The sequence below is a fragment of the Flagellimonas sp. genome, assembly GCF_965222555.1.
In the GTDB taxonomy this organism is placed as follows: Bacteria; Bacteroidota; Bacteroidia; order Flavobacteriales; family Flavobacteriaceae; genus Flagellimonas.
In genome coordinates this window covers 1,728,845-1,742,482 of the sequence record NZ_CBDCUG010000005.1, presented here as the reverse complement: position 1 = coordinate 1,742,482, position 13,638 = coordinate 1,728,845, and the positions used below count along the sequence as shown (strand labels likewise).

The window sequence follows — 13,638 nt, the reverse complement described above, 5'->3', positions numbered from 1 at the left end:
AAAAAATTGAAAACGATGAAAAGAAGAAATCGATTTATATTATTTGTACCTATTGCGCTTAGCATGGTACTTGTAGCTTCCTGTACCAATTTGGAGATTGAAGAAACAGACTCCAACTTCCCAGAAGAAACAGGTGAAGGATTCGCTGGACTTAGTGCTGAAGCCAGTGCTAGTCAGGTAACAGGTTTATACAATGATCTTAATGGTCACTTTGGTGATCAAGCCAATTTCTTTGCACTGAACGAAGTTTCTACAGATGAACAATTGGTGCCAACCAGAGGTACGGACTGGGGAGATAACGGTATCTGGAGAACTTTGCACCAACATACTTGGGATGCCTCCCATCAGTATGTATTGAATACTTGGAACCAATTTAACCAAAATGCGTTTAGAGCTTCAGAAGTTATCGACTCTAGAAGTCAGTCTTCTGCAACTGACATAGCCCAAGCACAATTTATTAGAGCTTTGAGCATGTGGGTTATCATGGATCTTTACGGACAGGTTCCTTTTAGACAAGTGGATGAAGGTCCAGAAATAAACCCAAATGTTTTGACCAGAACAGAAGCTTTGGATTTTATCGTTACTGACCTGGAAGCTGCCATAAGCGGCCTTCCTTCTGCGGCAGCACCAAGTAGTGAAGACAATGCCAAAGGAAGTAAGGCAGCCGCTCGTTTCCTTTTGGCCCGCGTTCTTTTGAACAAGCACATCTATAACGGATCTGGATCAGCCGATGCGTCAGATATGGCCAGAGTTATTTCGTTGGTTGATGAAATAGCTGCTGAAGGGTATGCATTACAAGACGGATATTTTGATATTTTCCGGGATACTGCAGATACTGAAACCATTTGGTACTTACCTACTTCCGTAGGTAACCGTATTTTTAATGGGTTACATTATAATTCTACTGAACTCAGTGGTGGTGGCTGGAACGGATTTAGCACACTTGCTGAATTCTATGACCTGTTTGAGGGAGATCCGAGCAATAACCGTGGTGAAGCCGATGGTACAGTGTTGGACGGTCAGGAAGAACGTAGAGGTTTTGTGCCTAGCGGTGGTATTCCTTTTACCGATGCAGAGGGAACTCAGGATGACAACAGTGATGGATTTGAAGATGGTTCCAATGTTGGACTTGGATTTTTGATTGGTCAGCAGTACAATACTAATGGAACTAAAATCAAGGATAGACCAGGTAACGATTTGGCATTTACAAAAGACTTCCCTGGTTTGGTTGGTAACAACGAACGTACTGGTATCCGTGTGCAAAAATATGCTGCCCGTTACGGAGCTTTTAATGGCCATGAGATTATTTTCCGTTATGCCGATGCCCACCTTATGAAGGCTGAAGCTATGATGCGCAGTGGCGGAGACGCAACTGCCATGGTAAATGATTTGCGTACTTTAAGAGGTGCAACTCCCTTAGGTTCTGTTACTGAACAAAATCTTTTGGATGAAAGAGGAAGAGAATTGTATGTCGAGTTCGTGAGAAGAGTGGACATGATTCGATTTGGACAATTCACTAGGGATTGGGAATTTAAGGATCCAGGTGCTGTAGGTGATGCTACCAAAGAGTTATATCCAATTCCAAATAACGCCCTGCTTTCTAACCCGAACTTGGTACAGAATCCTGGTTATTAAGAATCCAGTTTTAAGTTTATTTGATTATTTGAGAAGGCTGCCAATAGGCAGCCTTTTTTATTGCTAGGTACGGTCAAAAAAAGTATTTCAACCAGTAAAGCTTGTCTAAGAAAAATTGATCCAGTCAATCATAGCTTTTCAATGCAAAAAAAAAATCTACACAGAGCGGTATTTAACTCTAATTGTATTTGCACAATCAGTAATCAATCCTCTACTACCAGAGAATTATATGTAATGATTCCTATCCAAAAAGGGGTGGTTAAATAACTAACTCCGACTTACTAGAGGTTTTTATTTAGCAAAGTAGATATAGATCCCGATTACGATAAGGCAAATAATCGCACCAAACTGTTTTACATATTTAAATGGAGTAATTTCAACTTGCTGGGTATATTGCTGAACAAAATCTTCTTTTCTTGGATAGAATTTTCCAATCAACAACATAATCCCGGCATTCAATAAAAACAGCATGGCCATTACATGCAAATAATGAGGATATGCATCAGCCTCTACCAATCGCAATGCAGCTTCATCGGTCACTCCAGAAGCTTCTGCTTTTTCCAAAGCCTTATCCACAAAATGACCCTTTAAGATAAATTGACTCAAAATGTACATCAAAGAACCTGAAAGAATACCAATCTTAGCAGCAATTGCAGGAACTCTTTTGGTTAAATATCCTACCACAATAATAGTTAGGATTGGAATACTATAAATACCGTTTATTTCCTGCAAATAATTAAATAAGCTTCCCGCATTAGCTATCAACGGAGCAATGAACATTGCCGCCAGGGCCAAACAGACCCCAAAAATTTTACCATATTTCACCACCGTACCTTCAGGAGCTTCTTTATTGATATGCTGCTTGTAAATATCAATCCCAAAAAGCGTTACGGAGCTGTTCAAAACACTGTTGAAGGAACTCAAAATGGCCCCGAACAAAACAGCTGCAAAAAATCCCACCAGGTATTTGGGCAGCACCGCGCCAACCAAGGCAGGATATGCCAAATCGCTTGACTCCAAATTTCCATCAAAATAGTGATATGCAATCATTCCAGGCAATACCAAAATTAGTGGCCCTAAAATTTTCAAAAATGAGGCCAATAATAATCCTTTTTGACCTTCAGCAAGATTCTTGGCGCCCAAAGCCCTCTGTATTATTTGTTGGTTAGTGCCCCAGTAAAATAATTGCACCAACATCATCCCTGTAAAAATTGTGGAAAATGGCACTTCTTGTCCATGATTTCCAGTAGAATCAAATCTTTCTGGATTGGAAGAAACCAAAGTATCCAATCCCGTAAATACACTACCATCCCCTATTGCCATCAAACCAAATACGGGAATCAATATCCCGCCAATAATCAATCCTATCGCATTGATACTATCTGATACGGCTACCGCCTTTAAACCTCCAAACACCGCATAAATAGAACCTATGATGCCAATACCCCAAATGCAGATGACCAAAGCTGTGGAATCTGACACGTTCAACAGTTCGGGCACATTGAACATTCCGCTTATGGCTACCGACCCTGAGTAAAGAATCACTGGTAACAATACCACCACATAACCGGTCAAAAACAGTCCGGAGGTGATTGTTTTGGTGGTAACGTCAAAACGATTGGCCAAAAACTGTGGTACCGTAGTCAATCCACCTTTTAAATATCTTGGTAATAGAAACACCGCAGCAACAATCATGGCAATCGCGGCAAGTGTTTCCCAAGCCATTACGGATAGGCCATCTTTATAGGCACTCCCATTTAATCCAACAATTTGCTCTGTAGATAAGTTGGTAAGCAATAGAGAACCTGCTATGACACCGGCAGTTAAACTTCTTCCTCCCAAAAAATATCCGTCAGATGACTTTTCATCTGTAGATCTGGTTGCCAAATAAGAAATAATTCCTACCAGCAGTGTAAAGCCCAAAAAAGATAATATTCCTAACATATTGATTGTTCCGTTTGGTTTGTTGTCCATAAATATATTGGATTATTTATCAAAACAAGAACTCCCTACCAAGAATCCGAAAATCTCAAACGTTTTCGTTTAAATTCCACAAAATATTAACTATTGTTACGTTTCTAATTCTTATAGGATTGGCTATATTAACATCTTATTTTGTCATTATAAATGAGGGGGTTATACTGGATTTTTATTGGTTCTTTTTTACTGGTATTGGGCTGTAAAAAAAATGATTCAAAAACCCTTTTTTTGAACCGATCATCGGCTTATACGGGGGTCACTTTTAAAAATGAGTTGATAGAATCCCCAGAGCTGAATATTCTTAATTACCTCTATTATTATAATGGCGCAGGTGTTGCTTCGGGAGACTTTAATAATGATGGCTTGACAGATCTTTATTTTACATCAAACCAAGGTGCGGATAAACTCTATTTAAATAAAGGCCAATTAAAATTTGAGGATATTACCGAGATGGCAGAAATTGACAATACCCGTGGATGGACAACAGGCGTGACCCATGTTGACATCAATAGTGATGGGCTTTTGGACATTTATATCTGTAAAGTTGGCAACTACAGGGGAGTCCAAGGCAAAAACCTTCTTTATGTCAATCAAGGGATAAATGAAAAAGGTGTTCCCTCTTTTAAAGAAGAGGCGTCCAAGTACAATTTGGATTTTTCAGGATTTTCAACCCAAGCATCTTTTTTTGATTATGATCTGGACGGAGACCTTGACATGTACCTGCTCAACCATTCGGTAAACGTAAACCGATCTTATGGCAAGGGAGCCAAAAGAAAGTCAATCGATTCACTATCAGGCGACATTCTTTACAGAAATGACAACGGAAAATTTAAGGATGTATCCAAAGAAGCTGGCATTTTTCAAGGAAACATTGGCTATGGACTTGGTCTGGGAATAAGTGACCTGAACAATAATGGATACCCAGATATCTACGTTGGAAACGATTTCTTCGAAAACGATTACCTCTATATCAACCAAAAAGATGGCACGTTTAAAGAAGTTATATCAGAAAACGAAACAAAATTGGGACACACCTCCCACTTTTCAATGGGCAATGATTTGGCGGACATCAATAATGATGGATATACCGATATTGTTTCCTTGGATATGCTTCCCGAAGATTTGGAAACCTACAAAACATCAGGTTTGGAATATGGGTTTCCCATTTATCAACAGTATCTAAAAAATGGATATGCGCCACAGTACATGCAAAATACATTGCACCTCAATTTAGACGGAGAACATTTTAGCGAGATTGCTCATTTAAGCGGACTAAATGCCACCGAGTGGTCTTGGGGAACACTGCTTGCAGACTTTGACAACGACGGCTTTAAAGATGTTTTTGTATCCAATGGCATTAAAGGAGCTACCAATGATATGGATTTTATAAACTATATCTCCAACGACCATATCCAGAAAACCATAAACACTGGATTGTCCAAAGACGATATGGCATTTATTGACCATCTGCCCAGTAAGAAAGTGCCAAATTATTTTTTCAAGAACAATGGGGACATCACTTTTTCAAATATGTCGGGAGTATGGTCTAAAAAAATTGAATCTTATAGCAACGGATGTACTTATGCTGATTTGGACAATGATGGAGATTTGGACGTGATAGTGAACAATGTGGATGAAGAAGCCTTTATATTGGAAAATACTCTCGTTGCAAGCAATCACCTTGAAGTAAAATTTAGTGGTGGGGCCAACAATAAATTTGGCATTGGGGCTAAGGTTATTTTATATCAAGGCTCCAATATAATCGCGCAAGAAAATTTTGTTTCACGCGGATATCTTTCTGCCAAGAATCACACCCTGCACTTTGGAATTGGAAATGACAGCATCATTGATTCTATCCAAGTTATTTGGCCCGGTGGAAAATACCAAACCCTAAAAAACATTACCCTGAATAAAACGTTGAGCGTTTCTTTTACAAATGCAGCTGGAAATTATTATACAAAGCAAGACGGAGGCAATGAATCCTTTTTCTCCATCTCTACAAAGAAATTGGGTTTTGTTCATCAGGAGCAACAGTCACTGGATTTTGACCGCGACCCCTTGGTTCCATTTTCCAGTTCCAATGAAGGCCCATCGGTTTCTGTTGCGGACGTGAACAATGACGGTTTGGAAGATTTGTTCATAAGTGGAGCAAAAAAACAGGCTTCAGTGCTCTTTTTACAAAATGAGCTAGGCGATTTTCAAGAAAGTCAGTCAGAATTATTCGAACTTGATAAAATCAACGAGGATATTGACCATACTTTTTTTGATGCCGACAATGATGGGAACCTTGACCTAATCGTGGTGAGTGGCGGCAATGAATTCATCGAAGGCAAACCCTTAACACCAAGACTTTATCTCAATAAAAAGGGTCAGTTTACTAAAGATGCAATCCAATTTGGAACTATTGAAGTGAATGCATCTAAAGTAGCTGCCGTTGATATTGACAATGATGGAGACCAGGATATTTGTATCACATCTGATTTGGTGCCTGGCAAATTTGGGGAAACGCCCAAACAGTATCTTTTCTCCAATGATGGGAAAGGCAACTTTACAGAAACCACGTCCACTTATGCTCCAGAATTTGAAACTATTGGAAACATAAAAGACATTGTTTGGCAAGATTTGGACAACAACGGATATCCAGATCTCATTGTTGTAGGCCATTGGGGCCCAATAACCATCTTTTTGAATAATGGGAACAAGCTTGTAAAACAACGTGAAAATGGTTTGGAAAAAACCCATGGTTGGTGGAACAGTGTCGAGACAGCAGATATGGACAATGACGGAGATTTGGACATTCTAGCAGGAAATTGGGGGTTAAACACCAAGTTCAAAGCTTCTCTTGAAAAACCCATAACACTCTACAAAACCGATTTTGATGAAAATGGATCTGTGGAAACGCTGGTCACCCATTTCCATGGAGATAAGGAAACCGCTTTTGCATCAAAAGACGAGTTGGCAAAACAGATGCCCGTACTCAATAAAAAGTTTCTTTTTTATAAGGATTTTGCGAAAGCATCCTTGGAAGACATTTTTGGAAAAGAAAAGTTGGATAAAGCCAGCAAAAAACAAATTTATCAGCTCGGCACCTCCTATTTTGAAAATGATGGAAATGGCCATTTTTCACCAAAAAACTTACCGCTAATGGTCCAATCTTCAACAGTTAATAACATTTATATTAACGATATCGATGGAGATGGATATAAAGACGCATTATTCGTTGGAAATAATTTTGAGATAAGCACACAACTTGGTAGATTAGACGCATCGCATGGACTTTTATTGCAAAATGATGGAAATGGCAACTTAACCTGGAAACAGAACTTAAAAGTTTCAGGAGCTGCCAGAAAGATTGAGAAAATAATAATAAACGGGAGAGAGGAATTCATCATAACGCTAAATAATGATTCTCCTGTCTTTTTAGTCAAAAAACACAACACCAAATGAAATTGAGATATCTAATTATGTCCGTTCTTTTAATGCAGATTATTGCCTGCACAAACAAAGAATCGAACAACACCGAAGAGAAAAAAGCGGAAACGCTGTTCACTTTGCTTCCTTCCACAAAAACTGGGGTTGATTTTGTGAACAAGGTAGAAAACCAGAAGAATTTCAACATTTTCAAGTATAGAAATTTTTACAACGGAGGCGGTGTGGCAATAGGCGACATCAACAACGATGGGCTTTCAGACATTTATCTTACTGGAAATATGGTTCCCAATCGTCTTTATCTGAACAAGGGCAATCTAAAGTTTGAAGATATTTCTGAAAGTGCCGGAATAATGGGCAACAAACCTTGGTCCACTGGTGTTTTGATGGTCGATGTTAACCAAGACGGGCTTTTGGATATTTATGTGAGCAATGCCGGTAATTTGGAAGGCAATAACCACGACAATGATCTTTATATCAATAATGGGGACCTCACTTTCACGGAAAAAGCAAATGAATACAACCTGGCAAAAACAGGGTTTACCACCCATGCTTCCTTTTTTGACTATGACAAAGATGGAGATTTGGACGCTTACATTCTCAACAATAGTAATATTCCTGTAAGCAGTCTTGGCTATGCAGAACAAAGAGAAGTGCGGGCTCAAGATTGGGAAAAAGTGCCTCATATTTTCCGTGGTGTGGGCGATATGCTCCTCAGAAACGATAATGGTAAGTTCGTAGATGTTAGTGAAGAGGCCGGTATCTATGGTAGTTTGATTGGTTTTGGGCTTGGTGTCATGATAACGGATCTCAATAAAGATTTGTACCCTGACATCTATGTTTCAAATGATTTTTATGAACGGGATTACCTCTATATCAACCAAAAAGATGGCACGTTCACTGAAGAAATCAAGGATTGGACCTCTCATTTAAGCCTCTCCGCCATGGGAATAGACATCGCAGATGTCAACAACGATGGGCACAATGATATTTTTATCACGGATATGCTTCCAGAACCTGAAGAACGGGTTAAATCCGTTATGGAGTTTGAAGGTTATAACATTTTTGAGCTCAAACAGAGTAAGGATTTTTATCAGCAATACATCCAGAACACCCTTCAACTCAACAATGGAAATGGCACTTTTTCAGAGGTGGCCTATTACAGTGGTATAGATGCCACCGATTGGAGTTGGGCAGGCCTTATGTTCGATATGGACAACGACGGCCTAAAGGATATTTTTGTGACCAACGGGATTAACCACGACCTAACCGATTTGGATTTTGTTGACTTTTTTGCCAATGAAATCATCCAAAAAATGGCCCTAACCGGAAAAAAGGAATCCATTGATTCCATCATCAATAAAATGCCCATAAAACCTCAGCCAAATTTTGCCTATAAAAACAATGGCGATATCACCTTTAAAAATGCCAACAAGGAATGGGGGTTTGATTTACCCACCAGATCTAATGGTGCAGCTTACGGTGACCTGGACAATGATGGGGATTTGGATTTGGTGATCAACAATGTAAATACGGAAACATTTGTTTATGAGAACAACTCCGACAACCAACTCGACAACAATTACATCCAACTTAAATTTAAAGGACCCAAAGAAAATCCATTTGCTGTAGGAACTTTGGTGCAGTTTTATTTTGACGGAAACATTATCAACCAGGAACTCATTCCTTCCCGTGGCTTTCAGTCTTCCATGGATTACGGGATGACCATTGGAATGGGGAAATCGGATAAAATGGATTCAATCCGTATTGTTTGGCCCGATGACCGGACCCAAAAGTTGGAAAATGTAACTGCCAATCAGTTGATCACATTAAAACATGAAGAGTCTACCGGAGTCTATACAGTTCCAAAAAAGGAATCTCAAAAATCCTTTTTGAATGAATTGGATTCAGGGCCGCTCGCGTCACATACCGAAAATCATTATAATGATTTCGATTTTGAAGGCCTTATTTATAAAAAACTGTCTCAGGAAGGTCCTTCTCTGGCTGTTGCAGATGTAAACGGAGATGGTCACGAAGATTTCTTTGTTGGTGGAGCTGATGATCAAGCTGGTACAATTTACATACACAAAGGAAATGGAAATGTTGCCAAAAAAACCTCAAAAGCTTTTGAAGATGATAGAACACATGAAGATGTGGCGGCATCATTTTTTGATGCTGACGGTGACAATGACTTGGACCTATTGGTAGGCTCGGGCGGAAACAATGTGAACAAACAAAACAGCTACAGACCACGGCTATATTTAAATGATGGAAACGGTAATTTTTCCAAATCCGAAAAAGAACTACCCTCAACATTTAAGAACATTTCCACTATTTCACCCAATGATTTTGACGGTGATGGAGATATCGACGTATTTATCGGGTCACGAAGCGTGGTTGGAGTTTATGGGGTATCACCAGACCATTTGCTCCTTGAAAACAAAGGTGAGGGTGTTTTTGTGGACGCCTCCGAACGACTGGGTTACGACCTTAAAAATGCTGGTATGGTCACCGATTCCAAATGGGTAGATATTGATGGAGACGGAAAGAAAGATTTGATCGTTACCGCCGAATGGGACACCCCTAAAATTTACAAAAATACAGGAAGAAGGCTAATGAAGTACACATCTTCCCTGGATAGTCTTTATGGTTGGTGGAACACCCTTGAAACTGCCGATCTGGATAATGATGGCGACCAAGATTTGATATTGGGAAACCAGGGGTTGAATCTTCATTATAGACCAATGGAAGATCAACCCATGAAAATGTGGATCAACGATTTTGATGATAATGGCACCATTGAGCAAATTGTGACATTACATTCCAACGGTGGTGACTATCCCATACATCAGAAAAAGGAATTGACAGAACAACTTGTTTCCCTAAAAAAGGAGAATCTTAAGGCCTCGGATTATGCCAAAAGAACTATTCATGAGTTGTTCTCTAAAGAAATCCTGGATAATTCCATTGTAAAACAGGTAGAGACCTCAGCATCTGTGATTGCCATAAATAAAGGAGGTGGTAAGTTTACCATTCAAAAACTTCCTCCAAGAGTGCAATTGTCCTGTGTTTGTGACATTACCTGCACCGATGTAAACAATGATGGCAACCTTGATCTGATCATGGCCGGGAACAATTACGAATACAAACCACAATTCTCCAGATTGGATGCCAGTTACGGTAATCTTTTACTTGGAGATGGCAAACTCGGCTTTGAATGGCAAAACTATGACGCCAGCGGTTTTAAAATAAAGGACGAAGTAAAATACCTGGAACAGTTCAAGGACAAAAACGGAAACACCTTCATAATTGCGGCCATTAACAACAACAAACCAAAGATATTTGCCATTAATGAGTAGGCTATCGATACTATTTCTCATCATTGTGCTTTTGGCATCCTGCAAAAAGGAGGGCGGTCTTTTTAGAAACCCAGACCCTAAAACCACCGGGGTAGTGTTTAGCAATGACATCACGCCGTCCAACGACCTCAATATCCTGGATTATTTGTACTTCTATAATGGCGGAGGGGTATCAATAGGAGACATTAATAATGATGGATTACCTGACATTTTCTTTTCGGGGAATCAAGTAAAGAACAAACTTTATTTAAATAAAGGCAATCTTAAATTTGAAGACATTTCAGCCGCTGCTGGTATAGAGGGCAACAGTAGCTGGAACGCTGGCACATCCATGGCCGATGTGAATGGGGATGGACTGTTGGATATCTATGTTTGTGCAGTTGTGGGTCTAAACGGATTCAACGGATTCAACGAGCTCTTCATTAATAATGGTGATAACACATTTACCGAAAGTGCTGCTAAATACGGCCTTGACTTTGACACCTACAGTTCCAATGCCGCTTTTTTTGATTATGATTTGGATGGGGATTTGGACCTTTATCTGTTAAACCATGCCGTACACACCCAAAACTCCTATGGTAGATTTGATTTACGCTATGAGCGTAATTATGAGACCGGGGATAAATTGCTCAGAAATGATCAGGGCAAATTTGTGGATGTTAGTGAGGAAGCTGGAATTTACGGCGGCATAAATGCTTATGGTCTAGGATTGGCCATATCCGATTTTAATTTGGATGGGTTCCCGGATATTTATGTGGGCAATGATTTTCATGAAGATGATTATTATTATTTAAACAATGGTGATGGCACATTCACTGAAAGTCTGAAAGAGTATTTTGGGCATACCAGCAGGTTCTCCATGGGAAATGATGTGGCAGATATAAACAATGATGGAAGACCCGATATGATTTCATTGGATATGCTTCCTGAAGACGAAATTGCCCTAAAATCCTCCGAAGGAGATGACAATATCCAAACGCAAAAGCTTAGAATAAATAGGTTTGGATACCATTATCAGTTCACACGGAACATGCTCTATGTAAACCATCCCGATGGGAATTTCATGGAAACCGCCTTAATGAGCGGCGTTGCTGCCACCGACTGGAGTTGGAGCGCTCTTTTTGGAGATTATGATTTGGATGGGGTACAAGATATTTTCATATCCAACGGTATTCCCAAGCGACCCAATGACCTGGATTTTATAAAATTTGTGTCCAGTGATCAAATCAAGAAAAAAATTGACAATACCAAGTTGGTGGACCAAGAAGCCCTACAACTGATGCCCTCGGGTAATGTGCACAACTATATTTTTAAAGGCAGCAAGAATCTAGTTTTTGAGAATATGTCGGGGCAATGGACAAGCAACGACACTTTGGTTTCCGGAGCTACGGCAATGGGTGATCTGGATGGTGATGGCGACCTTGATTTAGTGACCAATAACCTGAACCAACCTGCATCACTTTACATAAACAAAGCGGCCAATAATGGGAATTACCTAAAGGTAAAGTTCAATTTTTCATCAGAAAACAAGCTTGGAATCGGCACCAAAGTATATGCCTACCATAAAGGAGAATTACAATTTAAAGAGTTGTTTCCTTCCCGTGGGTTTCAGGCCTCTTCAGAGCCCATCATACACTTTGGGTATCCAAAAAATGTCCAGAATGTGGATTCTTTAAAGGTAATTTGGCCTAACAGGACTTTTCAAGTGCTAAAAGATGTCACCCTGAATCAGACCTTGACAATTCAACCAAAGGGCACCAAATCTTTTGATTACCAAACACTCAACAAAAAAGCTGAACCCTTGTTCATCCCAATACCAGATAATTTGGGCATTGATTTTGCCCATACGGAGGACAATTACACCGATTTTAACCGGGAAAAATTAATCCCCTATCAAATATCCGATAGAGGTCCTGCATTGGCCGTGGGAGACCTAAATAATGACGGAAGGGATGATATTTTTATAGGCGGGTCAAAATTCATTCCCTCAAAAACATTTCTACAACAAGATTCTGTTTTTATTGACCATCATTTTCCAGGCATCAAAAAAGATTCCATCAAAGAAGATGTCGCGGCCGTTATAGCAGATTTTAACAACGACCAAAAAAACGATTTGTTTGTAACCTCGGGCGGGGGTGATTTTTTTGGACAGTCCAACGCACTTTTGGAGCGTTGCTACATTCAAGAAGATGCAGCTTATGAGGCTATAAATCTTCCAGAGTATTTTCAAAATGCTTCTGTGGTCAAACCCAACGATTTTGATAACGATGGTGATATGGATGTCTTTGTTGGTGGACATACCATTACTTCCAAATTTGGCTCTCCGGCCAATTCCTACATTTTGAAGAATGAGAATGGAATTTTCAAGGTGTTGGATGGATTTAATAAACAATCACAAGGAATGGTCACCGATGCGCTTTGGACCGACTTTGACAATGACGGCACAACAGATTTGATTCTCGTGGGGGAATGGATGTCCCCTAAGTTTTTCAAGAACGAAAATGGAACTTTCTCAGAAACCCTGAACTTAGATCTAAAAGGGTTATGGCAACGTATTGAGGCCTTCGATATTGATGCCGACGGCGACACCGACTATCTTCTTGGAAATTGGGGCACAAACTCAAAATTTAAAGCTTCCAAAAAATTCCCAATGAAGCTTTTCCTCAATGATTTTGATGAAAACGGACAAACAGAGACTGTAACTGCAATGGAAAAAAATGGTTCTTATTATCCCTTAGAGTCATTGGATGGGTTAGCTTCCCAAATGGTTTTCCTGAGAAAAGAATTCAACAGTTATAAATCATTCGCCGGAAAAACAGTGGAGGAAATCTTTGGAAAGGAAAAATTGGACAAATCCATAGTGCTCAAAGTAAACACTCTAAGTTCCGGGTATTTGAAAAATAACAATGGAGAATTTGTTTTTATTCCCTTTAAAAATGAACTACAGGTTTCTCCCATAATGACTTTTTTGGTGGATGATTTTGATGGAGATGGAACCAAAGAAGCACTGGTAGGGGGCAATTACTTTGGAGTAAAACCTTATCATGGCCGTTTTGATTCCTTCCCAGGAGCATTGCTGAAAAACGAAAATGATATAATTTTAGGAAATCTATTAGGACTGGATTTTACTAAAAAGTCCTTGAGACATCTAAAAACAATAACACTCAACAAACAAAACTATTTGCTTGCGGTCTTTAATAATGATAGCTTGCAGGTATACAAACTCAATAACTAA

5 protein-coding genes are annotated in these 13,638 nt (G+C 39.5%); 4 read left to right on the top strand and 1 reads right to left on the bottom strand.

The window, feature by feature from the left end:
- Positions 1-15 precede the first annotated feature (15 nt).
- Positions 16-1,635 (top strand): RagB/SusD family nutrient uptake outer membrane protein, encoded by a 1,620-nt coding sequence (locus ACOQO1_RS16215; protein ID WP_420603931.1) that lies wholly within the window; start codon positions 16-18, stop codon positions 1,633-1,635.
- A gap of 291 nt (positions 1,636-1,926) precedes the next feature.
- Here ACOQO1_RS16215 and ACOQO1_RS16210 read toward each other — a convergent pair whose 3' ends face one another.
- Entirely contained in the window at positions 1,927-3,579 is a 1,653-nt protein-coding gene (locus ACOQO1_RS16210; protein WP_420603930.1) for a solute:sodium symporter family transporter, read from the bottom strand.
- 264 nt (positions 3,580-3,843) lie between these two features.
- Here ACOQO1_RS16210 and ACOQO1_RS16205 point away from each other — a divergent pair, with 264 nt between their 5' ends.
- Genes ACOQO1_RS16205 through ACOQO1_RS16195 form a run of 3 tightly spaced genes read left to right on the top strand, consistent with a single transcriptional unit; the run spans position 3,844 to position 13,638 of the window.
- Positions 3,844-7,062 (top strand): VCBS repeat-containing protein, encoded by a 3,219-nt coding sequence (locus ACOQO1_RS16205; protein WP_420603929.1) that lies wholly within the window; start codon positions 3,844-3,846, stop codon positions 7,060-7,062.
- Positions 7,059-10,403: a VCBS repeat-containing protein gene (locus tag ACOQO1_RS16200; protein WP_420603928.1), complete on the top strand. Its 3,345-nt coding sequence runs from the start codon at positions 7,059-7,061 to the stop codon at positions 10,401-10,403. Before ACOQO1_RS16205 ends, ACOQO1_RS16200 begins: the two co-directional genes overlap by 4 nt.
- Positions 10,396-13,638 (top strand): VCBS repeat-containing protein, encoded by a 3,243-nt coding sequence (locus ACOQO1_RS16195; protein WP_420603927.1) that lies wholly within the window; start codon positions 10,396-10,398, stop codon positions 13,636-13,638. Before ACOQO1_RS16200 ends, ACOQO1_RS16195 begins: the two co-directional genes overlap by 8 nt.

What these genes read in the sequence shown, in the direction of transcription:
- ACOQO1_RS16200 (WP_420603928.1), top strand. Translation starts at nt 7,059, where the DNA reads ATGAAATTGAGATATCTAATTATGTCCGTTCTTTTAATGCAGATTATT.
- ACOQO1_RS16210 (WP_420603930.1), bottom strand. Translation starts at nt 3,579, where the DNA reads ATGTTAGGAATATTATCTTTTTTGGGCTTTACACTGCTGGTAGGAATT.
- ACOQO1_RS16195 (WP_420603927.1), top strand. Translation starts at nt 10,396, where the DNA reads ATGAGTAGGCTATCGATACTATTTCTCATCATTGTGCTTTTGGCATCC.
- ACOQO1_RS16215 (WP_420603931.1), top strand. Translation starts at nt 16, where the DNA reads ATGAAAAGAAGAAATCGATTTATATTATTTGTACCTATTGCGCTTAGC.